The organism is Rubrivirga litoralis (genome assembly GCF_031846415.1).
GTDB classification, from domain to species: domain Bacteria; phylum Bacteroidota; class Rhodothermia; order Rhodothermales; family Rubricoccaceae; genus Rubrivirga; species Rubrivirga litoralis.
Genome location: NZ_JAVRHT010000003.1, coordinates 48,680 through 71,994, shown reverse-complemented (window position 1 = coordinate 71,994; position 23,315 = coordinate 48,680). Strand labels below are relative to the sequence as shown.

The following is a 23,315-nucleotide window of genomic DNA, read 5'->3' as shown; positions in this document are numbered from 1 at the left end:
GGCGGTCCTACGCGGGGTCGCCGCCGGCGCCCGGCGCGTCGGGGACGTACCACCCGACCGTCAGGCGGTCGTCGTCGACGAGCCGCGCGGCGGCGGCCTGGACGGCCTCGGCGGTGACGGCCTCGATCCGGCCCTGGAACTCCGAGAACAGCGTCCAGTCGCCGACGGCGATGGCCTCGTTGAGCTGCGAGACGACGGCGTACGGCCCGTCGCGCCCGAACGCCTCGTCGGCCACGACCTGGCGGCGGCCCCGCTCGATCTCCTCGACCGTCAGGCCGTCGGCGGCGACTTCGTGGAGGACGGCGCGGATCTCGGCCTCGACCGCCTCGTGCGTCACGTCGGGCGCCAGCGTGCCGTAGACGGCGAACAGGCCGGGGTCGCGGAGGCGCGGGAAAAAGGCCGAGGACGCCGTCGTCAGGCTCCGGTCGGTGAGGCGGCGGTAGAGCCGGCTGCTCTTGCCGGCCGAGAGCGCCTGGACGAGCACGTCGAGCGCGTCGGCGTCGGCGTCGAGCCCGGCGGGCGCCTTGTAGGCCAGGATCACGGCGCCCAGCTCGCCGGCCTGGCGCACGATCACGCGGCGCTCGCCGCGCTGCTCGGGCTCGCGCGTGACGGCCTCGTCGGCGGCGCGGTGGACGAGCGGCTCGGGCGCCGCGTCCGACTCGTTCGGGCCGGCGGGGATGTCGCCAAAGTGGCGGTCGAGGAGGTCCAGCGCCTCGGCCCGGTCGAACTGGCCGACGACCGAGGCGACCGCGTTCTGCGGCCAGTAGTAGGTGTCGTAGAAGTGGCGGAGCCCGGCGGCCGTGACCGTCTCGACGTCGCTCCGCCACCCAATGACAGGGTGCCCGTAGGGGTGCGCCTGAAAGGCCGTCGCGTAGACGGTGTGGAGCAGCTTGCGCAGCGCCTCGTTCTCGCCCCGGTCCAGCTCGTTCAGGACGACGGTCCGCTCGCTCGACAGATCCTCGTCGCGGACGCGGGCGCCGCGCATCCGGTCGGCCTCGACCTCGACGGCCAGCTCCAGGTGCTCGCTCGGGAGCAGCGCGTAGTAGTTCGTCCGGTCGTACCACGTCGTCGCGTTGATCTGCCCGCCGACGGCCTGGAGCGTCTGGAACACGCTCGTCCCGAGGTCGCGGTTGAACCGCTCGGTCCCCTTGAACATGAGGTGCTCCAGGAGGTGCGTCGCGCCGGTCAGTCCGGCCCCCTCGTTCCGGCTGCCCACGCGGTACGTGACCTGGAAGGCGACGACGGGCGCGGCGGCCTCGTCGAGAAGCAGCGCGAGCATCCCGTTCCGCCGGTGGCGGTAGGCCTCCACCCCGCCCGAGGCGGTCTCGAACACGAACTCGGGGTGGTCGGTAAGGGGCGCGGCGGCGGTCTCGGTCATAGCGGGCGGGGCGGACCCAAGGGGCGGGGTGGGCGCGCCCTACGACCGCGGGCGGGGCGGGGGTCCGGCGGAGGATCTGGTCTGGATGTCGTAGCCACCCCGCCCCGCTCGTAGCAAACGAGGCGCCCGCCCCGCGCGGGCGGGGCGGCGGCCGTGGGAACGGAATCCGCTGCCGGCCGCGCCTACGTCTGTCACGGCAACTGCTCTACCTGATAAGGGCCTTAGCTTTGGAGATGTCCCTACGCGAAAGGCTCGACAACGCGCGCGACCTCCTCCAGTCTGGCCGCCTAGCAAACGAGGCGTCGGTCAGCGGAGGTGTGGTTCTCCCAATCCTGGACGGACTCGGATGGCCAGTGTTCGATCCGTCCGTCGTCGCTCCAGAGTACAGCGTCGAGAAGCGGCGCGTCGACTACGCCCTCATCACCAATGGGACGCCCGCCGTTTTCGTCGAGGTAAAGCAGCCTGGCTTGGCCAATGGCGCTGACCGCCAGTTGTTTGAGTACGCGTTCCATGAGGGCGTCCCCATCGCCATCCTCACCGATGGAGTTACGTGGCACGTCTACCTCCCCGCCATGCAAGGGAGCTACGACGAGCGCCGCGTGTACCTCCTCGACCTGCTGGAGCGCGACCCCGACGAGAGTGTCGAGCGGCTCGAGCGGTACCTCTCGCGCGAGGCCGTCGAGTCCGGTGAGGCGTTCGAGCGCGCAAGGAAGGACTATCAGCGGGCAAAGCAGCGGAAGGGGGCGGCCGAGGCCATCCCTCAAGCGTGGGCCAATCTCCTCGCAGATCCCGAAACGCCTGTCGTGTCGCTTTTGACGACGGAAGTCGAGCGCGTCAGCGGATTTGAGGCTGAACCGAAAGACCTCCACTCCTTCCTCGCAGCGCTCCGGCCCCGTTCCGGCTCCCTCCCGAAGCCCAAGACGGCCGTCACCAAACGCCGAACCCGTTCACGCTCGGCGAGCGGATCGGCCACGTCCACCCCGCTCCCCGGTACGGGCTACGCTATCGACGGAGAGTTCGTCGGATGCCGGCGAGGCCACGAGGTAATCGAGGGCGTGTTCAAGACGCTAGCCTCGCGAGACTCAGGCTTTCCGGAGCGCTTTGCGGAGCAGGTCCGTGGCAAGAAGAGGGCCTACCTGGCCCGATCAAAGGCCGACCTTTTCCCCGGGCACCCCGAGCTTGAAGGGCAGTCCGCCGAAATCGCGCCAGGATGGTTCCTCAGCACACAGAACAGCTCGGAGGCAAAGAAGCGCCTCATCGAGAAGGCGTGCCGCCTTGCCAGCCTGGAGTTCGGCAAAGACGTCGAGGTCCAGATGCCATAGCCGGGCGGGCGGGGCGGCCTCGACCGCCCCGCCCCAAAGCACCGCCCCGCTCGGGCGGGGCGGTGTCAGTGGGCGTCGAGCCAGTTGCCGGCCACGCCCACGTCGACCACGATGGGCACGTCGCCGAGCGGGAGCGCCGCCTGCATCTCCTCGCGGACGAGCGCCGTCACGGCCTCGACCTCGGCGTCGGGCGCCTCGAACACGAGCTCGTCGTGGACCTGCAGGATCATCCGGGTTGCAAGCCCCTCCCCGCCCAGGCGGCGGTGGATGGCGATCATGGCGAGCTTGATCATGTCCGCCTGCGTGCCCTGGATGGGCATGTTGACGGCGATCCGCTCGGCGTAGGCGCGGTCGTTCGGGTTCCGGCTCGTGATCTGGGGGACGTAGCGGCGCCGGCCCAGGAGCGTCTCGACGTAGCCCCGCCGCCGGCCCTCCTCCAGCAGGCCGTCCAAAAACTCGATGACGCCGGGGTAGGACGCCCGGTACTGGTCGATCAGCTCCTGCGCCTCGGCGTTCTTGATCCGCAGCCGGTTGGCGAGCCCGAACGCCGAGATCCCGTACGGGATGCCGTAGTTCACCTGCTTCACCTTGTTCCGCTGGTCGCGGTCGACGTCCTCGTAGTCGACCGAGAACACGCGGGCGGCCGTCGCCGTGTGGATGTCCTGGTCCGACTGGAACGCCTCGACGAGGCCGGGGTCGCCGGACATGTGGGCGATGATGCGGAGCTCGATCTGGGCGTAGTCGGCCGCCATCAGCTGGTGCCCCGGCTCGGCCACGAACGCCCGCCGGATTTCTTTCCCTAGGTCGGTCCGAATCGGGATGTTCTGGAGGTTCGGGTTCGACGACGACAGCCGGCCCGTCGCCGTGACCGTCTGGTTAAAGTCCGTGTGGATGCGGCCCGTGTCGGGGTGGACGAGCTCGGGCAGCCGGTCGACGTAGGTCGACTTCAGCTTCGACACCTTCCGCCAATCCAGCACGAGGGCGGGGAGGTCGTGGGTCTGGGCGAGCTCTGACAGCACGTTCTCGTCCGTCTTCGGCCGGCCGGTCTTGGTCTTGCCGATCGCGTCGAGGCCGATCCCGTACGTCGGCGCCTCCTCCTTGAGCTGCTTTTTGGTCTTGGGCTTGGCGTCCGTGTCGCCCTCGACCTCGCCGGCCTCGTTGTCCTTGGTGTCCTGGACCCACTGCTGGTAGGCCGCCACCTGCTCCTCAGTCGGGGGCGGGTTGAAGAGGACCTCGCCGAGCTGCTTCGTCGAGCCGATCGTGAACTCCCGCCCCGCCAGCTCATAGATCTTCTGCTCCTGCTCGGCGAGCGTGGCTTCGAGTTGGTCCGAGATGTCGGCGAGCACCTTATCGGACACCTTGACGCCGGCCATCTCCATGTCGGCCAGGACGGGCACGAGCGGGAACTCGATGGTCTCGGCGATCTGGAGCAGGCGCCCCTCATCGTCCATCTTCAGCAGCTCTTCGGTCAGCTTGTCGACGAGGCGGAGGGCGACGTCGGCGTCCTCGCAGGCGTAGGGGCCGACGTCCTCGACCGGCACGTCGCGCATGGAGAGCGCGTTCTTGCCCGTCCCGATGAGGTCGGTGATCGGCTGCGGGCGGTAGTTGAGGTAGAAGCTGGCGACGTCGTCCAGCTTGTGGACGGCCTCGGGGTTGAGGAGGTAGTGGGCCACCATCGTGTCGAAGATCGGGCCGCGCACGGTCACGCCGTGCCGCTTCATCACCACGAGGTCGTACTTGACGTTGTGGCCCACCTTCAACAACGACTCGTCTTCGAGGGCGGGGCGGAGCGGCTCGATGGCCGGGTCCGTCGGCGTCCCGTCCGGGAGCGGGGTGGGGACGTAGACGGCGCGCCTGGCCTCCTTGGAGAGCGACACGCCGACGAGCTCGGCCTCCATCGAGTTGGTCGACGTGGTCTCGGTGTCGAAGCTGAGGCGCTCGGCGCCCTGCGTGACGGCCTCGGCGGCGTCGAGCTCGTCGCGCTCCCAGACCGTCGTGTAGCTCACGGCGTCCGAGTCGAGGGCGGTGACGGGCTCGTAGGGGCCGAAGTCGAACGAGAGCGAGGGGTCGTCGGCCGGGAGCGCCGTGTGGGACCGCCGCCCCGCCCCGCCCGCCCCCTTCGTGCGCGCTCGCCCAGCGGCGTAGTCGCGGACGCGGTCGCGGAGCCGGCTCCCGAAGCCGACCTCGTCGAAGAGCGAGTCGACGGCGCCCAGGTCGGGGTCCGTGCGGCGGAGCGTGTGCCAGTCGAGCGGGGCGCCCTCGGCGGTTTCGAGCGGGACGTCGGTGCGGATCGTGACGAGCTCCTTCGACAGCCGGGCGTCGTCGGCGTGGTCGGTCATGCCCTCGCGGGCGCGCTTGCCCTTGAGGTCGGCGGCGTGTTCGATGAGGGCCTCGACCGACCCGTACTGGTCGATGAGCTTGACGGCCGTTTTCTCGCCGATCCCGGGCACGCCGGGCACGTTGTCCGACGAGTCGCCCATGAGTGCCAGGAGGTCGATGAACTTGGTCGGCTCCAGGCCGCCGTACTTCTCGCGGAAGGTCTCGGGCGTCTCGCGGTCGAACGCCTCGCCCATGTAGGGCGGCCGGAGCATGGAGACGCGGTCGGACAGGAGCTGCCGGAAATCCTTGTCGGCCGAGAAGATGACGGCGTCGACGCCCTCGTCCTCGGCGCGCCTGGCGAGCGTCCCGATGACGTCGTCGGCCTCGACACCCTCGACCTCCAAGACCGGGATGTCAAAGGCCTCGACGAGCCGCTTGATGAGCGGCACGTTGTCCTTGATCTCCGGCGGCATGGGCGGCCGGTGGGCCTTGTAGTCGTCGTAGAGCTGGTCGCGGAACGTGGGCGTGCCGCCGAGCTTGTCGAACACGACGGCGATGTGCTCGGGCTGCTCGTCTTCAAGGAGCTTGAGGAGGGCCGTCGCGAAGCCGTAGAGCGTCCGCGTGTCGCGGCCGTCGGGGGCCGTGAGCGTGGCGTTCTTCATCGAGAAGAAGGCCCGGTAGGCGAGGGCCATCGCGTCGGCGAGGAACAGGGTCTCGCGGGCCGCCCCGCCCTCGATGGCGTCGAAGGCCTCGTCGTCGTAGAGGGCGTCGCCGTCTCCTCCGGGAGCCTCCGGCAGCGTGACGGTGAGGTCGGCGTCGGGCGGGGCGGCGGCGGCGTCGGGCGGGGTGGTCTCGGAGGCGTCGTCGAAGAGCGTGGGGTCGGCCATCGGGCGGGGCGGCGGGCGCGGGCGGGGCGGGTGGGCGCACGCTAACGCCGCCCGGTGCCGACGGGTTACCTGCGGTGTCCGGCTTCGCGGGCAGCGGGCAGCAGATGCGCCACCCCGCCCGCGCCAGGGGCGGGGCGGCCGCCGCAGGGGCGACCGGCGGTCGCCCGTGGGCGGGGTGAGGCGGCGTCGCCCGGAACCGCCCCGCCCGCAGGAACGCGAAGGTTCGGGTTCGTAGGGACACCACGCGTGGTGTCCGCGTGGGACGTACCGCCCCGCCCGCGCCGTGGGCGGGGTGGCACCGGGCAGGGCGGCGCTGAGCCAGACCGCCCCGCCTGCCCCGGACACGACGAGTCGTGTCCCTACGAGTGCCGGTCGTTGAGCCGGGCGGCGTCGGGCGGGGCGGTCCAGCGGTTGTCACCGGGCATGACGCGTCGCGTTCTGCGGGCGCCCGCTGTCAGGCGGCAAACAAAAAGGCGGGCGGGGGTTGCAGGCAGGGATCGGGAACGGCTATGTTCCACTCGGCGATTGTTCCCGCGTGTGGATAAGTTTTTAGCGCGCGGGACGATACCGTGGGTCCCCCCCGCCCAACCCCCAACCCCATGAACCGCTTGATCCCCACGATGACGGCCGCGGCCGCCCTCGTCGGCCTGGGCGTGCTGGTCGTCTTCCAGTTCTAGCACCGCACGCTGGCCCCCTCTGACGCGCCGCCTGGGTTCGCCCGGGCGGCGCGCTGCGTGTGGGGCGGGGCGGCGGCAGTTGCCGGGCGGGGTGGGCGGCGGTACCCTGGAACCGTCCTCCACCCCGCCCCAGACTCGATTTATGACAGGTCTCGATTGGACCATCGTCGCCGTCGTCCTCGCGTCCACGATCGGGCTGGCGGCCCTGTTTGCGCGGCGGGCGTCCGGCGGGACGGACGAGTTTTTTGCCGGCGGACGGGCCATGCCGTGGTGGCTGGCCGGGACGAGCATGGTGGCGACCACGTTCGCCGCCGACACCCCGCTCCTCGTCACCGAAGTCGTGGCCGAGACGGGCATCTCGGGCAACTGGATCTGGTGGAACGGAGCACTCGGCGGGATGCTCACCGTGTTCTTTTTCGCCCGCCTGTGGCGGCGGAGCGGGGTCCTCACCGACGTCGAGTTCGTCGAGGTCCGCTACCGGGGGGCGCCGGCCCGTTGGCTCCGAGGGATCAAGGCCGTTTACTTCGGGCTGTTCATGAACTGCGTCGTGATTGGGTGGGTGGCGCTCGCGATGGAGACGGTCCTCTCGGTCCTCTTCCCGGACCTCACCTTGTTCGGGCGCACGTCGTTCACGCTGGGCGGGGCGGAGGTGAGCGCGCCGCTCGCGGTCGTCGGGCTCCTCATGCTCCTTATCGGCGCGTACTCGCTCGTCTCGGGCCTGTGGGGGATCGTGGTGACGGACGCGTTCCAGTTCTGCTTGGCCATGATCGGGTCGTTCGCGCTCGCGTGGTTTGCGCTCGACCTCCCCCAGATCGGCGGGCTCTCGGGGCTCGTCGCGCAGCTCCCGGCCGAGACGGTCCGGTTCCTCCCCGCCGTGGGCGCGGGCGGACCGCAGACCGGCGGGGCGGACTCGGCGGCCCTCTTCGCGATCTCGGTCCTCGCGTTCGTGGCCTACTTCGGGGTCCAGTGGTGGTCGAGCTGGTACCCCGGCGCCGAGCCGGGCGGCGGCGGCTACATCGCCCAGCGGATGCTGGCTACGCGGTCGGAGCGGGACTCGGCGCTCGCGACGCTGTGGTTCACGGTCGCCCACTACTGCGTGCGGCCGTGGCCGTGGATCCTGGTGGCGCTGTGCGCGCTCGTGCTCTACCCCGACCTCGAAAACGCGCGCGAGGGCTACGTGCTCGTCATGCGCGAGACGCTCCCGCCGGGGCTCCTCGGCCTCCTGTTTGCCGCGTTCCTGGCCGCGTTCATGTCGACGATCTCGACGCAGCTCAACTGGGGCACGAGCTACCTCGTGAACGACCTCTACGCCCGGTTCCTGGACCCGGCGGCCGACCAGCGCCGGCTCGTGCTCGTGTCGCGCGTGCTCACGTTCGCGCTCGCCATCGTCGGGTTCCTGGTCACGACGCAGCTGGACACGATCGCCGACGCGTGGGGGCTGGTGCTGAGCGCGTCGGCCGGGCTGGGCCTGGTCCTCATCCTGCGGTGGTACTGGTGGCGCGTGAACGCGTGGAGCGAGCTGACGGCGACGGTCGTCCCGGTCGTGCTCGTCGCGCTCCAGCTGGGCGGGGCGGACGTCCCGTTCCTGACGGCCGATTTCCCGGTCAACCTCTACGGCATCGTCGGCATCACGACCGTCTGCTGGCTGGGCGCCACGTTCCTCACGCGGCCCACCCCGCCCGAGGCGCTCGACGCGTTCTACCGGCGCATCCGCCCGGGCGGGGCGGGGTGGCGGCCCGTCGCGGCCCGAAACGCGGACGTGGTGGCGGACAGCGGGCTGGGCCGGCTCGCGCTGCGCTGGGCGCTGGGCGTGGCGGCCGTCTACGCGGCGCTGTTCGGCGTCGGCGGGCTGCTCCTGGGGACGCCGCTGCGCGGGGCGGCGCTGCTCGCGTTCGGGGCCGCCGCGCTCGGGGTTCTCGTGTGGACGTACCGGGAGGACGAGGCGGCCGTCTCGGCATGACGGGCACCGCCCCGCCCTCGCTCCAGACTACGAGAGGGTACGGGGTACGAGGTACAGGGTGGGCGGCTTGGGAGCTCACCTGGAGCCGTACCCCGTACCGGGTACCCGTACCCGCCCGGAGGACGCCCCGAAACAGCTCGCGGAGACGGCGGGGCGGGGTGGCGCAGGAACGCGGCTACCGCGCCACCACCACGCGCCCCACGTCCGCCCCGCCCGCCGAGCGGGCCTGGACGACGTAGACGCCGGACGGGGCGCCGGCGGCGTCCCAGACGAGGTCGCGGAAGCCGGCCGCGAACGCGGCGCCCTCCGCCAGCACGGCCACGCGCCGGCCGAGCGCGTCGTAGACCTCGACCGTCACGCCGTCCGCGTCGTCGGGGAACGCGAGAGGGACCGTGATCCGCCCGCGCCCGGGGTTCGGGTACGGGTTGCCGACGGCGAACGCGTCGGGTCGCTCGGACACGACGGCCACGAGCGGGACCTCGACGGCCGGGCGGAGCGGGTCGTTGGTCGCGATCGAGAGCGCGCCCGCGACCTCGCGCTCGCGCTGCCCGGCCGGCACGTCGAGCCCTTCGGTCGAGACCGTGACGACGAGCCCGGCCGCCCCGCCCGGCGCGAGCGTGCCCTCGGCCGGCTCGACGGCGGCGACCCAGGGCGGGGCGGCGCCGACCGAATACGTGAGCGCCGCCCCGCCCTCGTTGACGAGCTCAAGCTCGACCTCGACGCGCTCGTCCTCCAGCGCCACGACGCGGACGGGCTCGGTCCCGACGCGGGCGATGGGCGGGAGCGAGGCCGCCGCCGTGACCGTGGCCGGCACGACGGCGAGGGCGGGGCGGTCGGTCTCGACCGTGATCGTGGCTCCGGCGGCCCCGGCCGCGGCCGGCGTGAACACAAGGTCGAGGACGGCCACGCCGGCGGCCGGCACGACGGTCCCCACCCCGCCCACCGCGAACGCCGGGTCCGACGAGCGGACGGCCGTGATCGTGACGGGCTCCGACGCCGTGTTGACGACGCGGAGCGGGGCGGTCTGGGGCACGCCCACGAAGGCGCCGCGGAACGCCGACCGCGCGACGGTGGCCACCACGCGGCCGCCGGCGGCGACGGCAGGGCGGAACTCGGCCGTGAGCGCCCGCGCGCGGTCGCGCTGGCCGGGCGTGAACTCGGTCATGCAGGCGTCGTCCGAGTAGTCCATGTAGTTCTGGATCGGGTCGAGGCCCTCGGCCGCGGCGCCCAGCGGCTGGCCGTCGGGTCCCTCGTCCTCCGGCCGGCACGTGTCGCGGCCGACGGGGCAGCCCGTGGCCCCGAACCGCTCCCATGGCGTGTCGGCCACGCCGTCGTTGGGGGCCGAGCACGCCCCGTCGAACGTGTGGAGCAGGCCGGCCCAGTGGCCCACCTCGTGCACGGCCGTGTCGCCCTCGTTGAACGGGACGGCCGCCCCGCCCGGGAACGCTCGCCCGCCGACGACGACGCCGTCGAGCGGGGTCTCGGCGTCGCGCTCGTCGGGGAGCGTGGCCCAGCCCAAATAGTCCTCGGCGAGCGTGGCCGGGACGTAGAGGTTGAGGTAGACGGTCGGGTCGAGCGCGAGCGCCCGCTTCATCTCGCGCTCGGCGCTAGAGCGCAGCCGGAGGCGGCGCCCCCAGTCCTCGTTCTCGGTCCGGTCGAGGGCGGCCAGCACGAACTGGAAGTCCAGGCCGCCGAACGCCGCGTTGAGCACGTCGACCTGCGCCGCCACCTGGGCGTCGGTCACGACCGCCCCGCCCCCGTCCGAGACGACGTGGACGGCGACCGGCACCATGACCGGCCCCTCGACTGCGCGGAGGGCGGGGCGGAGCGCACCCAGCGCCCGCCGCCGCTGGACGATCTGCGTCGTGCGCTCGACCTGAGCCGGCGGCGGGTTCTCGACGCCGCACCGGCGCCCGTTGCCCTCGGCCGTCTGCGCCGCCCCGCCCGGCCCAACGGCCACGGCCCCCAGGGCGACGACGGCGAGGAGCGCGGGGCGGAGGACCAAGGGACGGCGGCGGGCGGGGCGGTCGAACATACGGTGGAGGGCGCGGGCTTCGTGTGGGCGGGGCGGCCGGGCACGCGGAACCGGACACCGCCGGCGGCCATCCCTCCCCGCCCCCACCCCCACACTCCATGCCTGCCCAGACCGGCGACACCGTTCGCGTTCACTACACCGGCCGCCTCGACGACGAGACCGTGTTCGACTCGTCCGAGGGCCGCGAGCCGCTCGCGTTCACGCTCGGCGTCGGCGAGGTCGTCGCCGGGTTCGACGCGGCCGTGGCCACGATGGAGGTCGGCGACCGCAAGACGGTCCGCCTGCCGGCGGAGGAGGCGTACGGCGCGCGCGACCCCGAGCGCCTCCTCGTCGTCCCCACCGACGCGTTCCCCGACGGCGTCCAGCCCGCGCCCGGCCAGCGGCTCCAGCTCGGCGTCCAGGGCGGCGGCGCGATCGAGGCCACGGTGACGGAGGTGGGCGAGGACGGCGTGACGCTCGACGCCAACCACCCGCTCGCCGGCCAGGCGCTCACGTTCGACCTGACGCGCGTGGAGTAGCGGGCGACGAGCGACGGGTGACGAGCCGCCCCGCCCGGCGGCGGGGTGGGCCGTCGAAAGACGTGTTGACAGACGTAGAGACACGGTGCATGGTGTCCGGTCGGGCGGAGCGACCAGCGCGGGCGGGGCGGTCCCGGGCCGTGCGGGGAGACCAGAGCCGGCGCGCGGTCCACCCCTACACGGCCTGCGCCGAGCGGGGCGGCGGAATCCCCTTTCTCCTCGCCCGTCACCCGTTACTCTTCACCCGTCACCCGCCCCGCCCCCGCATGCGCCTCGCACTCGCCGCCTTCCTCGCGCTCACGCTCGCCCTCCCCGCCCTCGCCCAGAGCGACGAGGAGCCCGACGACCGGCGCCCGCCGATGTTCGTCCTGGAGGACGGCGACAGCCGCGTGGTTCTGCTCGGCTCCGTCCACTTTCTGCCCGCCGACGCGCTCCCCCTCCCCGCCCACGTCGAGGCCGCCTACGACGCCGCCGACGTCGTCGCCTTCGAGCTCGACCTGGACCTAGCGCAGGCCGGCGCCCAGGGCATGATGGTGGCCGGGATGGACGAGGAGACCGTGGCCGAGGCGCTGACCGCCGAGCAGAAGGCGGCGTTCGACGACGCCGTCGCCCCGCTCGGCGTGCCGGCTGGCGCCTTCGACGCGTTCGAGCCGTGGCTCGCGGGGCTCACCTACAGCGCGCTCATGGCCCAGCGCGCCGGGGCCACGCCCGGCGGCGGCGTCGACGCACACCTGTTCGCCCGCGCCAAGGCCGACGACAAGGAGCGCGTCCCGTTCGAGACCATCGCGCTTCAGACGGCCGCCTTCGACGACCTCCCGACCGACGTCCAGGTCGCGTTCCTGATGGACAGCATCGAGGACGCCGACACGGACCCCAGCGAGATGTTCGACGACATGGTCGACGCGTGGTCGACCGGCGACGACGAGGCCCTCGTGACGCTCATCAACGAGGGCATGACGCAGCCCGAGGTGTTCGAGGCCCTGCTCGTCACGCGCAACCGGGCGTGGGTCCCGCAGGTCCTCTCGCTCCTCGCCCGCGACCACGACGCGCTCGTCGTCGTCGGCGCCGGCCACCTTGTCGGCCCGCAGAGCGTGGTCGAGATGCTCCGCGAGGACGGCTACACGGTCGAGCGGATGTAGAGGAGGGACGGGGGAGCGAGGGACAGAGGGATGAGCAGAGAGACGCGGGCGGGGTGGTCCGCGACGCCTCCCCCCACCACGCGTCGCGGGTCACGCACCGGGCCGCCCCGCCCGCTCATCCCTCTCTCATCCCCAATCCCTCCATTCCTCCCCCTCACGCGGCCACGTCGAGCGGGGTGAACAGGCGCTCCGCCGGGCGGCCGAGCATGGCGTCGCGGAGCCCGTACGAGAGCGCCGTCAGCACGAGCGTGGCGTTGCCGTTGGCTGCGACGGCGTCGGCGGCCTGCGCCACGAGCGCCGTCATGGCGGGGAGGTCGGCGTCGGGGAGGTGGGCGACGAACTTGCCCACGGCCTCGGCCTGGTCCACGTTCACGAGCCGGCCCTCGGCGCCGGCCGACTGGAGCACGAGGTCGCGGACCCACAGCGTGACGAGGTCGAACCACGACTTGAGCGTCTCGCGCCCGAGCCCCGCCGCCTTCGACACGACGGGCGCCAGGAGGTCGGGGCGGCCCGTGTAGGCCGTCCGCAGAAAGTCGAGCGCGAGCGCGCGGTGGGCGTGGAGCGCCTCGCTGCCCACGAGCTCGAGGGCGCGCGTGAGCGAGCCGTCGGCCATGCGAGCGACGAACGCGGCGCGGTCGGCCGCCACGTCGCGGGCCACGAGCGCGCCCTCGATGGCCGCGGCCGGGAGCGGGTCGAATCGGACGCGCTGGCACCGCGAGAGGATCGTCGGGAGCACGTTCTCGACGCGCTCGGCCGTCAGGATCAGGACCACATCGGGCGCCGGCTCCTCCAAGAGCTTGAGGAGTGAGTTGGCCGCCTCGGTCCGCAGGTGGTCCGCGTCCGTCAGCACGCCGACGACGTGGCGGCCCTCGGCGGGCACGAACGTCATGTCGTGGCGGAGGAACTGGTCGACGGGCACCTTCCGGTGCTGGACCTGCTTGTTCTGCGCGCCCTCGGCGTCGAGCGTCGCCCGCTGCCGGTAGTCGACGGGCGCGTACGGGTCGAGCGCGAGCCGCGCCAGGCGCTCGGCGTAGTCCTTGGGCCGCTCGTCCTGCCCCGCCCGCGTCGAGGTCCGCGGAAACGGGAGGTAGACGTGGACGTCGGGGTGGATGAGGCGAGCGGTCTTGGTGCAGGCGAGGCACACGCCGCAGGCGTCGTCGTCGGGTCCGCCCCGCCCGCGCCGCTCGCACTGGAGGGCCTGGGCGAACGCGAGCGCGGCGGCGCGCGGGCCGGTGCCGGCCGGCCCGTGGAAGAGGTAGGTCCCGGCCACGCGGCCCGACGAGAGGGCGCGGGCCAAGACGTCGGTGGACCGTTCCTGTCCGACGACGCGGCTCCAGGGCATGTTTGTGGGGGCGGGGTGGAATCCGACCGCCCCGCCCGTGGCGCGGGCGGGGTGGTGGAAGCTAGGGGTGGGCGAGGTCGAGGGGCGCGGCCGCGACGTGTCACCGCCCGCCGATGCCCTCGCGCGCGCGGCCACCCCGCCCGTTCCCGAAACCTTGGATTGAGCGCGGGCGGGGCGACGCCGTATCCTGTCCCCACGGGAGGCCGCCCCGCCCTGTGCGGATCTGGCGCGGTAGCTCAGTTGGTAAGAGCGCAGGATTCATAACCCTGAGGTCGGGAGTTCAAGTCTCCCCCGCGCTACCGCCTCCCACGGCTCGGAGCCCCGAGCGCAGCGCCCGGCCGTCCTGCGGCCGGGCGCCGTCGTGTCCGCCCCACCCGCCGGCGGCCGCCGCCAAGCCCCCGCCCCGCCCCCTGGGACCGCCCGATGCGGATCTACCTCCACGACTACGGCCGGTACGCGTTCATCACCGACCTCGGGCGCGCGCTCGCCGCGCGCGGGCACACGGTCCGGCTGGGGTACTCGGCGACGAACTTGGTCCCGCAGGACCTCCTGGAGCGCCGGCCGGGCGACCCCGCGACGTTCTCGGTCGACCCGATCGCCGCCCCGCCCGTGGACAAGCGGGCGCGGTCGGTCGGCGGGCTCGTGGCGCGCAGGCGGAGCGAGGCGGCCTATGGGCGCGCGGCGGCCGAGCACGTCGCCGCGTTCGGGGCCGACGTGGTCCTGTGCGCGAACACGCCGCTCGACGCGCTCGGCGCCGTCATGGGCGCGGCGCGCGGGAGCGGGGCGGCGTTCGTGAACTGGCTCATGGACGTGCTCTCGACCGGCGCCCGCGCTGTCCTCGCCGAGCGGTTCGGGCGGGGCGGCGACCTCGCCGGCCGGGCGTTCGAGTGGCGCGAGGGCCGGCTCCTGCGGGCCGCCGACGCCGTCGTCGCCATCACCGACGACTTCCGCCCGCTCCTCGACCGCTGGGGCGTCGAGGCCCGGCGCGTGGCGGTCGTCGAGAACTGGGCGCCGCTCGCCGACCTCCCCGCCCGGCCCAAGGACAACGCGTGGGCGCGGGCGCACGGGCTGGCCGAGATCCCGGTCGTCCTCTACTCGGGGACGCTCGGGATGAAGCACGACCCGGCCCTCCTCCTCGCGCTCGCGCGCCGGCTCGAACAAACGGGGGCGGACCGCAAACCGGCGGACCGCAAACCGGCGGGGCGGCTCGTGGTCGTGAGCGAGGGCGACGGCGCCGACTGGCTCGCCGCGCGCCAGGCCGAGGGCGGGGCGGGCGCGCTCACGCTGCTCCCGTTCCAGCCATTCGAGGCCTTCCCCGACGTGCTCGGCACGGGCGACGTGATGGCGGCCGTGCTCGAGCCCGGCGCGAGCGCCGTGTCGGTGCCGTCGAAGGTGCTGGCCTACCTGTGCGCCGGGCGCCCGACGGTCCTCTCCGTCCCAGCCGACAACCTCGCCGCGCGGACGGTCGTGAACGCCGGGGCCGGCGAGACCGCCCCGCCCGGCGACGCAGGCGCGTTCGCCGACCGCGTCCTGGCCCTCCTCGCCGACGACGGCCGCCGCGCTGCGATGGGCGCCCGCGCCCGGGCCTACGCCGAGGCCGCCTTCGACCTCGACGCCGTCGCCGACCGCTTCGAGGCCGTCCTCGCCGACGCCGTCGCCCGGCGCCGGTAAGGGGGTCCCTCACCCCGCCCCGCCCGCGCCGAGCGGGGCGGCCCGCCGCTAGCTTCTGGCATGGCCGAAGAGATCAACCCCCACGCGGGGCCGCTCCGCAAACGGATCTTCCAGATCGTCTTTCTCGCCGACACGGAGGCGGGGCGGGCGTTCGACCTCGTCCTCATCGTGGCCATCTTGGCCAGCGTGGGCGTGGTCATGCTCGACAGCGTCGAGTCGGTCCATGAGCACTACCGGGGCCTGTTCCTCGCCGCCGAGTGGTTCTTCACGGTCCTCTTCACGATCGAGTACGCCGTCCGGCTCGCCGTCGTCCGCCGGCCGCTCTACTACGCGCGGAGCTTCTACGGGATCGTCGACCTGCTCTCGATCCTGCCGACGTACATCAGCCTCATCGCGCCGGGCGCGATCGTGCTCCTCTCGGTCCGCATCCTCCGCGTGCTCCGGGTGTTCCGCGTCCTCAAGCTGGCCAACTACCTCGACGAGGCCGACCAGCTCAGCCGGGCGCTCCGGGGCAGCCGGCGGAAGATCTCCGTGTTCATCTTCGTCATCCTGACGCTCGTGACCGTCATGGGCTCGATGATGTACCTCATCGAGGGCGGCGAGAACGGGTTCGACTCGATCCCGCGGAGCGTCTACTGGGCCGTCGTCACGCTCACGACGGTCGGCTACGGCGACATCTCACCGGCCACGCCGCTGGGGCAGGGGCTCGCGCTCGTGCTCATGGTGATGGGCTACGGGATCATCGCCGTGCCCACGGGCATCGTGACCGCCGAGATGACCCGGGGCCACCAGGCGGCGCTCGCCACGCGGCGCGCCGAGACGTGCCCGACGTGCGGGCTCGACGACCACGCCCCCGACGCCCGGTTCTGCCGGCGGTGCGGGACGGACCTCGTCAGGGCCGCCGCCCCGCCCGAGCCGCCGCGCGTGACGTAGCGGGCGGGGCGGCTAAGAGCAGTCGACGTCGTCGTCTTTGCAGGGGTCGTGGCCCCAGTTCATGAGCGAGTAGCGCCACGGCGTATCGCGGGCGCTCCCGTCCGGGCCCTGCGCGAGGTGGCGGTGGACGTAGCCGACGACGGTCTGCATGTGGTCGAGGTCGTCCTCCGTGAGGTCGTCCTTCTTCGTCCGCTTGACCTCCACGATCCGGTCGCCCGACTGGTGGCCGACGGCCTCGGACTCGCCCTCGCGCGTCATCCCAACCGACTGCGAGTCGTCGGTCCCGAGCCACTCCTCGAGCTCCTTGGGCGCCATGTTCACGGCGTCGTGGAAGGCGTCGTAGGTCTCCTGTTGGTCGTCGGTCCAGTCGAGGGGCATCGGGGCGGGGTGGGTGCCCGGCCGCTACCCGGCCGCCGCCGCCGCGTTCCGCCCCGCCCGCGCCGTCGGGGGCCTCCTGAGGGCGGCCTCGGTGGGGCGCCGCTCGGCGACGGCTTCGCGCCAGGCCCGCGTGAGGAGCGCGTAGTCGAGGGCCTCGGCCGCCCCGCCCAGCCCGCCGACGGCCTGGAACCCGAGGTCGACCGGCGAGACGAACCGGCCCGGCGCGCTCGACAGGTCGATGACGCGGGCGCGCCCCAGCCCGCGCCGGTAGTCGCCGTGGAGCTGCCCGAGCACGCACGCCTGCCCGTCGCCGAGTGCGAGGGCGCCCGGGTCGACGCGGCCGGCCCAGCCGGGGTCCTGCTCGTCGAGGAGCGCGGCGCCCCGCCCCGCCCGCGCGCGGGCGCCGTCGAGCGTGAGGGCGGCGAGGCGGCGGGCGCCGCGGCGGGCGGCGAGAAAGCGGAGGAGCGGCATGGGGACCAGGGGCGGGACGGCGCCGATGAGGGCCGAGCGGCGGAAGACGGGGGCGCTCGCAGGGCGCGAGGGCGGGGCGGGTGCCGCCGTCGCGTGCAACGGCGGAGCACGGCGGCGGGCGGGGTGGCGCATGTATACGCACGACCACGGCGTTTCCGCGCCCGCCCCGCCCCGCTCACGCCACGGCCAGCGCCGCGAGCCCCAACGCCGAGAGACCCGCCACGATCGCCGCCCGCCACAGCCGGCCCTCGAACGCCGACGTCCACACGTCGATGGGCTCCTTGTAGACGGCGAGCACAAGGGCCGCCCCGCCCGTCGCCACCAGCCCCACCGCGAGGAACGCCGCCGTCGCCGCGAGCGGGGCGGGCGGGGCGGTGGGCACGCCGGCCAGCACGCGGAGCCACACGACCGCGAGCACGGGCACGACGGCGACCAGCGTGCTCCGCCACGCGGCCCGCCACGCGAGCGCCGCCGGCCCCCACGCCGGGCGCGCCTCGCGCATCCGGTCCACGCCGAGGAACGCGAGCGGGGCGCCCCAGGCCAGCGCGTACGGGTAGAGCAGGTCGACGTCGAGCGCCCGCGCGGCGAGGAGCCACAGCACGCCGACCGACGCCACGCTAAACACGTTGTGGGCCGTGTGCGGCCGCCGCGCCGGGTCGTGCGGGAGCCCGTCGGCCTCGCGGGCGGCCGGCCAAATCCGGGCGTAGAGGAGGTAGACGAGGGCCGGCGGGAGCAGCCACGCCGTCCCCCCCAGCGACCACGCGAGGTAGGCCACAAGCGCGGCCCCGAACACGCCCGCCCCGCCCACGGTCGTCTCGCTGCGGAGCATGGCGGCGGCCCCGACAAGCGCCACGAGCACGACGAAGTGGGCGGCCAGGAGCGTGGCGTCGAACGTGAGCAGGCGGAGCACGAGGGCGTACGTCCCCAGCGGCACGAACAGGTTGTCCAGCCCGCGCCACGAGACGGCCTCGACGATCGTCGCGAGCACGGCCACGACCGCCGCGATCCACAGCGACTCCGGCCGCCCGACGGGCGTGAACAGGAGGAGCGGGACGTGGACGCACAGGAAGGCCACGAACGCGAAGGCGACCGAGCCCTCACGGCTCTTCGTCCCCTCGTCGGTCGCGTATGGGGCCAGCCCGTGCCGGCGCCCCACGAGCGCGGCGGCGGGGTCCGCGAAGCCGAGGAGCAGGAGCGGGATTGCGTAGAGGACCGGCGAGTCGCCTGCCACGAGGTACAGCGCGCCCACGGCGATGGGGAAACACAGGTCGCCCAGCGACGGCCGCCCGGCCTCGTGGAGCACGCCGCCCACCCCGCCCCGGAGCGCGGGCACAGCGCGGACGGCGAGCACGGCGACGAGCGCCAGGGCCGTCAGCACGACGACGGGCCAGTCGGCGTCGAACAGCCACGGCAGCGCCAGCGCGACGACGCTCACCGCCACGTGCAGCGCCCTCCGCGCCGCCTCCGCCGGGAGCCTGCGCCGGACCTGCACGCGGCGGACTGCGACCAGCGCGAGCGCCAGCGTCGCCAGCACGGCGGCGATGCCCGCGAGCGGCGGGAGCACGGCGGGCGTCAGGTCGGTCACGGCGCCGCCCCGCCCTCGCGGGGCGCGTCGGGGGGCGGGGCGGCGGCCGGGCGTCGGGGCTCGGGCACGTCGGGCGGGGCGGGGGCGCAGCGAAGGTAGCGGGCGGGGCGGACGCCGAGGGCGGGGCGGCGTAGGTTGCCGCCCCGCCCCTTTCGCTCCCGGAGCCGTCCTCATGCGCGCTGTTCTCGCCGTCGGCCTGATCCTCGCCGGAGCTTGCCTGGCGGTCCCGGGCGTCTCCGCCCAGACGGAGGGCGCCGACGTCGTGGGCGCGTGGCGCGCGGTGGAGCCCTACTTCCCCCCGACGCTCCTCGTCGAGCGCAACGCGGGCGGGGACCTCGTGGTGTACCTGACCGACGCGAGCCAGGCCCGAGACAACCCGTTTTCCGCGGCCGCCGTCCGCGGCGACTCGCTGCTGCTCGCGCTCGACCGGCTGTCCATGACGTTCCGAGGCCGCATCTCCCGCGACGGCGAGCAGATCGTGGGGACGTTCACGCAGGGCGACCGCTCGGTCCCGCTGACGCTGGTGCCCGCCGCCGTGGACGACCCGACCCGGATCTGGCGCCCGCAGACCCCGCTCCCGCCGCACCCTTACGCGTCTACGGACGTGACCTTTGCGTCCGACGCAGGCGTCGAGCTGTCCGGGACGCTCACGGTCCCCGAGGGCGCCGGCCCGTTCCCCGGCGTCGTGCTCCTCCAGGGCTCGGGGACTACCGACCGGGACGCCGAGATCGAAGGGCACCGGCCGTTCCTCGTCCTCGCCGACCACCTCGCGCGCCACGGCGTCGCCGCGCTCCGCTACGACAAACGGGATGGGGACGGGCCAGCCGGCGGCGCCCGCCTCGACGACCTGACGCGGGACGCCGAGGCCGCCCTCCGCGCCCTGAGCGCTCAGCCGACGGTCGACCCGGCGCGCGTCGGCATCGTCGGGCACAGCGAGGGCGGGCTCGTCGCGCCGCGAGCGGCGGGCGCGTCGTTCCTCGTCCTCCTCGCCGCCCCGGCCACGCCCATCGGGGACGCGCTCGCCGAGCAGACGCCGCGGCTCGTGGCCGCCACCGGCGCCCCGGCCTCCGAGGTCGACGCGGCCCGGTCCGTCATGGCAGAGGTCGTCGCGGCCGCCCGCTCCGACGCCGACTCCGCCGACGCCGCCCGGCGCGTCCGCGCCGCCTTTGCCGGGGCGGGGTGGTCGGGCGAGGCGCTCGACGGGGCCGTCCGCGCGCACACGTCGCGCCCGTACCGCGACTTTGTCCGCTACGACCCCGCGCCCGCGCTCCGGGCCGTCCGCGTGCCCACGCTCGCCGTCGTCGGCTCGGCCGACCTGTTCACGCCGCCGGACGCGAACGAGCCCGCGCTCCGCGACGCCCTTGGGAGCCGCGGCACCGTCGTCGTCGTGGACGGCGTGAACCACTGGCTCCAGCCGGCGACGACCGGGCTCCCCGACGAGATCGGGCGCACCGAGACGACCGTCGCGCCGGCCGTGCTCGACCTGCTCACGGAGTGGATCACCGCGCAGGCCACGGCGGAGTGAGCGGGGCGGCGTAGGGCGGGGCGGCCGCCCGGGCTCACCACCCCGCCCGCCTTACTCCGCGTTCCCAGTCCACGAGCCATACATGGGGTTCGGGAGCACCCAGTAGCGCCCGCCGACCGCGCCGAGTCCCGCCCCGCCCGCGAGCCGGGCGTCCTGGCCCAGCCCGGGAAAGTCCTGGATGTTGTCGCCGATCCACATCACGACGCGGAGGGCGGGGAGGCCGTCCGCCCCGCCCCGCTCGACGGCCTCGAAGCGTGCGGTCTTGTCGCCCTCGTCCGTCCGGCACAGGACGGCCGCCGCGACGACGCCGACGGCCGCCAAGTTGGCCCGCGTCTCGGGGCACACGGCCTCGTCCCGGTTGGTGACCACGACCACGCGGCCGCCCAGCGCCCGCACCTCGTCCGTGAACGCGACGGCGCCCAGCAGCGCCGGCGCCGCCTCGCGGCGGACCCAGGCGTTCCAGCTCTCGGGCGTGTAGTCCAGCCCGGCCGCGGCCCGCTCCTGCTGGTAGAGCGAGTTGTCGAGGATCGTCTCGTCGGCGTCGAGGATCACGCCCCAATCGCCCGCGACCGTGTCGGCGGCGGCGCGGAGGTGCTCGGCCGCCGCACGGTACGTCTGGAGGAAGAGCGCGTCGTGTTCGGCCGAGCGCCGCGCCCACCGGACCGCGAGCGGGGCCTCCGCCTCGGCCACCGCCGCGGAGGCGGGCGCCTCGGGCGGGGCGGTCGTGGCGCACCCGGCGAGCGCGGCGGCCAGGGTGAGGCCGAGCACTGGGAGAAAGGCAGAGCGGGCGGGGCGGGCGGTCGGCATCGGCAGCAGCAGGAGGGGGCCGGGCCTACGCACCACCCCGCCCCGCGTTCGGGCGCAGGCGGTCCGGCTCAGTCCGTCCGCGCAAGGCGGACGTGGGCGGGGCGGGCGAGGTCGTAGAGCACGGTCGGCGCCCCGAGGTACCGCGCGTGCGGGTTGGCAAACCGACCGACAACGTCGAACCCCGCCTTCTCCAGCACGCGCGCCGAGGCCGGGTTCGTCTCCAGCACCTCAGCGACGACGCGGTCGAGGCCCAGCTCGTCGAACGCGACGCGAGCGGCCAGCCGGACCGCCTCGGTCGCGTAGCCTCGCCCCCAGAACGGGACGCCGATCCAATAACCGACCTCGGCCTGCCCCGCCTCGCGGTCGACGTGCTTGAGGCTGCACGAGCCGACGACGGTCTCCACCCCGCCCGCCTGCCCGTTTCCGCCCTCGATCACGGCAAACGAGTAGGCCTCGTCGCGGTCGCGGGCGCCCACGGCGCATCGCACGTGGCGGACGGCGCCATCGGGCGGGTAGGGGTGCGGAACGAGCGTGGTCGCGGCGACGCGGGCGTCGGCGGCGAGCGCCTGGTAGGCAGCGGCGTGGCGCAGCGCGAGCGGTTCGAGGCGGACGGACACGTCGGGGCGGGGTGGTTCGGTCCTGTCGCGTGCACCTTCGGGGCCACCGGCCGGATCCCGCGAAACAGCTGCCCCCGCTGACCCGCTCGCGCCCCACCCCGGCCGCTCAATCGCGCCGGAACCGCATCCGGTCGCGCGGGCGGACGCGCCCCCACGGCGCGCCGTCGACGGTCGCCTCGCGCCACCCGCTCCCCGCCTCGGCGTCGCCAACCTCGACGGCCTCGACGTCCCGCCCCGCCGCGTCGGCGACGGCGCCCTCGGCGCTCCGGGCACGGACGAACGCGGAGGGGCCGTTAAGCGGGGCGGTCTCGAACTGCGGCATGACGGGGCGGGGCGGTCCTGGGGCGCGGGCTCGAACCCGCGGGCGGGGCAGCGGGTCCCGTACCTTCGGTCGCCGCCCCGCCCAGCGGTCGCCGGAACGGCCTGAGCCGGCAGCCGTCCAACGCACACGTCCCTCTCCGAAAGCGCTTTTCTACATCCCATGAGCACGCAACCCAATCCCGCCGATCTCACGTCCGACCCCGCCACCGAGAGCGGCGACGGTTCGGCCCTCGGCGCCGTCGCCACGGAGCCAGCCGCGCAGCAGACGAACGCGGACACGGCCGAAAAGGCGGGCCTGAGCTTGAAGGGCGCCCCCGACCACGTCGAGGACGACTTCCTGCCCATCAACGGGACCGACCACATCGAGTTCTACGTGGGCAACGCCAAGCAGGCCGCGCGCTACTACGCCTCGTGCTTCGGCTTCGAGATCAAGGCCTACCGCGGGCCGGAGACCGGCCATCGCGACTCGGCGAGCTACCTGCTGGTCCAGGACAAAGTCCGGTTCGTGCTCACGACCGCCATCCGCTCCGACCACCCCATCGCCCAGCACGTGGCGAAGCACGGCGACGGCGTCAAGGACATCGCGCTCTGGGTCGACGACGCCCGGAAGTCGTTCGAGGAGGTGACCAAGCGCGGCGCCACGGCCGTCCGGGAGCCCCAGGTCCTCAGCGACGACGACGGCGAGGTCGTGGTCTCGGCGATGGGCACCTACGGCGACACCATCCACACGTTCGTCGAGCGCAAGGACTACGACGGCCTGTTCATGCCGGGCTTCGAGGCGTACGACAATCCGTACTGGAAGCCCGAGGGCGTCGGCCTGAAGTACGTCGACCACTGCGTCGGGAACGTGCACCTGGGCGACATGAACAAGTACGTCCAGTACTACTCGGACACGATGGGCTTCCGCAACCTGCTCACCTTTACCGACTCCGATATCCAGACCGAGTACTCGTCGCTGATGTCGAAGGTGATGTCGAACGGGAACGAGCGGATCAAATTCCCGATCAACGAGCCGGCCCAGGGCAAAAAGCGCAGCCAGATCGACGAGTACCTCGACTTCTACGACGGTGCTGGCGTCCAGCACATTGCGCTCGCGACGGACGACATCCTCGACACGGTCTCGAAGCTCCGCGCCCGCGGCGTCGAGTTCCTGACCGTCCCGACGAACTACTACGAGCAGCTCCAGGGCCGCGTGGGCCAGATCGACGAGCCCGTGGACCAGCTGGCCGAGCTCGGCATCCTGGTCGACCGCGACCCGGACGGCTACCTGCTCCAGATCTTTACCAAGCCCGTCGAGGACCGCCCGACGGTGTTTTATGAGATCATCCAGCGCAAGGGCGCCCGGACGTTCGGCGAGGGCAACTTCAAGGCCCTCTTCGAGGCCATCGAGCGCGAGCAGGAGCGGCGCGGGAATCTGTAAGAGGGATGCG

The 23,315-nt window shown here is 73.6% G+C and carries 18 protein-coding genes and 1 tRNA gene; 9 read left to right on the top strand and 10 right to left on the bottom strand.

Translation table 11 applies throughout. From position 1 onward, the window contains the following. Positions 1-7: 7 nt before the first annotated feature. Positions 8-1,378 (bottom strand): M16 family metallopeptidase, encoded by a 1,371-nt coding sequence (locus RM540_RS02490; protein ID WP_311661817.1) that lies wholly within the window; start codon positions 1,376-1,378, stop codon positions 8-10. Positions 1,379-1,611: 233 nt separating this feature from the next. Between RM540_RS02490 and RM540_RS02485 the strand changes: the two genes are divergently transcribed. Next, positions 1,612-2,700: a type I restriction endonuclease gene (locus tag RM540_RS02485; protein WP_311661933.1), complete on the top strand. Its 1,089-nt coding sequence runs from the start codon at positions 1,612-1,614 to the stop codon at positions 2,698-2,700. A 65-nt stretch (positions 2,701-2,765) separates the two neighbouring features. On the opposite strand, the gene RM540_RS02480 is transcribed toward RM540_RS02485, so the two are convergent. Further along, complete coding sequence (locus RM540_RS02480) at positions 2,766-5,906, bottom strand: DNA polymerase I (RefSeq protein WP_311661815.1); 3,141 nt, start codon at positions 5,904-5,906, stop codon at positions 2,766-2,768. Positions 5,907-6,725: 819 nt separating this feature from the next. Between RM540_RS02480 and RM540_RS02475 the strand changes: the two genes are divergently transcribed. Next, on the top strand, positions 6,726-8,543 hold the full coding sequence (locus RM540_RS02475) for a sodium:solute symporter family protein (RefSeq protein ID WP_311661813.1): 1,818 nt from the start codon (positions 6,726-6,728) through the stop codon (positions 8,541-8,543). A 175-nt stretch (positions 8,544-8,718) separates the two neighbouring features. Here RM540_RS02475 and RM540_RS02470 read toward each other — a convergent pair whose 3' ends face one another. Continuing rightward, the gene (locus RM540_RS02470) at positions 8,719-10,578 is read right to left on the bottom strand and encodes a M43 family zinc metalloprotease (protein ID WP_311661811.1); all 1,860 of its coding nucleotides are present in this window, start codon (positions 10,576-10,578) and stop codon (positions 8,719-8,721) included. Between the two features lie 98 nt (positions 10,579-10,676). Between RM540_RS02470 and RM540_RS02465 the strand changes: the two genes are divergently transcribed. Beyond that, on the top strand, positions 10,677-11,096 hold the full coding sequence (locus RM540_RS02465) for an FKBP-type peptidyl-prolyl cis-trans isomerase (RefSeq protein WP_311661809.1): 420 nt from the start codon (positions 10,677-10,679) through the stop codon (positions 11,094-11,096). Between the two features lie 266 nt (positions 11,097-11,362). After that, complete coding sequence (locus RM540_RS02460) at positions 11,363-12,235, top strand: TraB/GumN family protein (RefSeq protein ID WP_311661808.1); 873 nt, start codon at positions 11,363-11,365, stop codon at positions 12,233-12,235. Between the two features lie 154 nt (positions 12,236-12,389). Here RM540_RS02460 and RM540_RS02455 read toward each other — a convergent pair whose 3' ends face one another. Beyond that, positions 12,390-13,577, bottom strand: a complete 1,188-nt coding sequence (locus RM540_RS02455) for a DNA polymerase III subunit (protein ID WP_311661806.1) — start codon at positions 13,575-13,577, stop codon at positions 12,390-12,392. Between the two features lie 225 nt (positions 13,578-13,802). Here RM540_RS02455 and RM540_RS02450 point away from each other — a divergent pair. From RM540_RS02450 to RM540_RS02440, 3 genes are all read left to right on the top strand, one after another. Next, a tRNA-Met gene (locus RM540_RS02450) sits at positions 13,803-13,876 on the top strand. Positions 13,877-14,000: 124 nt separating this feature from the next. After that, entirely contained in the window at positions 14,001-15,248 is a 1,248-nt protein-coding gene (locus RM540_RS02445; RefSeq protein ID WP_311661805.1) for a glycosyltransferase, read from the top strand. A 60-nt stretch (positions 15,249-15,308) separates the two neighbouring features. Beyond that, positions 15,309-16,181 carry an ion transporter gene (locus tag RM540_RS02440; RefSeq protein ID WP_311661804.1) on the top strand — a complete coding sequence of 291 codons (873 nt, stop codon included), beginning with the start codon at positions 15,309-15,311 and terminating at the stop codon, positions 16,179-16,181. A 12-nt stretch (positions 16,182-16,193) separates the two neighbouring features. Here RM540_RS02440 and RM540_RS02435 read toward each other — a convergent pair whose 3' ends face one another. The 3 genes from RM540_RS02435 to RM540_RS02425 all read right to left on the bottom strand — a co-directional run bounded on the left by RM540_RS02435 (position 16,194) and on the right by RM540_RS02425 (position 18,615). Then, on the bottom strand, positions 16,194-16,559 hold the full coding sequence (locus tag RM540_RS02435) for a DUF3140 domain-containing protein (RefSeq protein WP_311661802.1): 366 nt from the start codon (positions 16,557-16,559) through the stop codon (positions 16,194-16,196). Positions 16,560-16,583: 24 nt separating this feature from the next. Beyond that, positions 16,584-17,030 carry a hypothetical protein gene (locus RM540_RS02430; RefSeq protein ID WP_311661801.1) on the bottom strand — a complete coding sequence of 149 codons (447 nt, stop codon included), beginning with the start codon at positions 17,028-17,030 and terminating at the stop codon, positions 16,584-16,586. A 175-nt stretch (positions 17,031-17,205) separates the two neighbouring features. Then, the gene (locus RM540_RS02425) at positions 17,206-18,615 is read right to left on the bottom strand and encodes a diacylglycerol/polyprenol kinase family protein (protein ID WP_311661799.1); all 1,410 of its coding nucleotides are present in this window, start codon (positions 18,613-18,615) and stop codon (positions 17,206-17,208) included. 172 nt (positions 18,616-18,787) lie between these two features. On the opposite strand from RM540_RS02425, the gene RM540_RS02420 reads away from it, so the two are divergent. Then, positions 18,788-20,140: an alpha/beta hydrolase family protein gene (locus tag RM540_RS02420; protein ID WP_311661797.1), complete on the top strand. Its 1,353-nt coding sequence runs from the start codon at positions 18,788-18,790 to the stop codon at positions 20,138-20,140. A gap of 51 nt (positions 20,141-20,191) precedes the next feature. On the opposite strand, the gene RM540_RS02415 is transcribed toward RM540_RS02420, so the two are convergent. From RM540_RS02415 to RM540_RS02405, 3 genes are all read right to left on the bottom strand, one after another. Then, a complete protein-coding gene (locus tag RM540_RS02415; protein ID WP_311661796.1) occupies positions 20,192-20,908 on the bottom strand; it encodes an HAD family acid phosphatase in 717 nt (238 codons plus the stop codon). A 107-nt stretch (positions 20,909-21,015) separates the two neighbouring features. Further along, positions 21,016-21,564 (bottom strand): GNAT family N-acetyltransferase, encoded by a 549-nt coding sequence (locus tag RM540_RS02410; protein ID WP_311661795.1) that lies wholly within the window; start codon positions 21,562-21,564, stop codon positions 21,016-21,018. 106 nt (positions 21,565-21,670) lie between these two features. Further along, positions 21,671-21,886, bottom strand: coding sequence for a hypothetical protein (locus RM540_RS02405; protein ID WP_311661794.1), 216 nt, complete (start codon positions 21,884-21,886; stop codon positions 21,671-21,673). Positions 21,887-22,045: 159 nt separating this feature from the next. Here RM540_RS02405 and hppD point away from each other — a divergent pair, with 159 nt between their 5' ends. Further along, a complete protein-coding gene (gene hppD, locus RM540_RS02400; protein ID WP_311661793.1) occupies positions 22,046-23,305 on the top strand; it encodes a 4-hydroxyphenylpyruvate dioxygenase in 1,260 nt (419 codons plus the stop codon). Positions 23,306-23,315: the final 10 nt, after the last annotated feature.

Bases quoted from the DNA above. Each gene is read 5' to 3' on its own strand.
- RM540_RS02490 (WP_311661817.1), bottom strand. From the start codon at position 1,378: ATGACCGAGACCGCCGCCGCGCCCCTTACCGACCACCCCGAGTTCGTG.
- RM540_RS02485 (WP_311661933.1), top strand. From the start codon at position 1,612: ATGTCCCTACGCGAAAGGCTCGACAACGCGCGCGACCTCCTCCAGTCT.
- RM540_RS02480 (WP_311661815.1), bottom strand. From the start codon at position 5,906: ATGGCCGACCCCACGCTCTTCGACGACGCCTCCGAGACCACCCCGCCC.
- RM540_RS02475 (WP_311661813.1), top strand. From the start codon at position 6,726: ATGACAGGTCTCGATTGGACCATCGTCGCCGTCGTCCTCGCGTCCACG.
- RM540_RS02470 (WP_311661811.1), bottom strand. From the start codon at position 10,578: ATGTTCGACCGCCCCGCCCGCCGCCGTCCCTTGGTCCTCCGCCCCGCG.
- RM540_RS02465 (WP_311661809.1), top strand. From the start codon at position 10,677: ATGCCTGCCCAGACCGGCGACACCGTTCGCGTTCACTACACCGGCCGC.
- RM540_RS02460 (WP_311661808.1), top strand. From the start codon at position 11,363: ATGCGCCTCGCACTCGCCGCCTTCCTCGCGCTCACGCTCGCCCTCCCC.
- RM540_RS02455 (WP_311661806.1), bottom strand. From the start codon at position 13,577: ATGCCCTGGAGCCGCGTCGTCGGACAGGAACGGTCCACCGACGTCTTG.
- RM540_RS02445 (WP_311661805.1), top strand. From the start codon at position 14,001: ATGCGGATCTACCTCCACGACTACGGCCGGTACGCGTTCATCACCGAC.
- RM540_RS02440 (WP_311661804.1), top strand. From the start codon at position 15,309: ATGGCCGAAGAGATCAACCCCCACGCGGGGCCGCTCCGCAAACGGATC.
- RM540_RS02435 (WP_311661802.1), bottom strand. From the start codon at position 16,559: ATGCCCCTCGACTGGACCGACGACCAACAGGAGACCTACGACGCCTTC.
- RM540_RS02430 (WP_311661801.1), bottom strand. From the start codon at position 17,030: ATGCCGCTCCTCCGCTTTCTCGCCGCCCGCCGCGGCGCCCGCCGCCTC.
- RM540_RS02420 (WP_311661797.1), top strand. From the start codon at position 18,788: ATGCGCGCTGTTCTCGCCGTCGGCCTGATCCTCGCCGGAGCTTGCCTG.
- RM540_RS02405 (WP_311661794.1), bottom strand. From the start codon at position 21,886: ATGCCGCAGTTCGAGACCGCCCCGCTTAACGGCCCCTCCGCGTTCGTC.
- hppD (WP_311661793.1), top strand. From the start codon at position 22,046: ATGAGCACGCAACCCAATCCCGCCGATCTCACGTCCGACCCCGCCACC.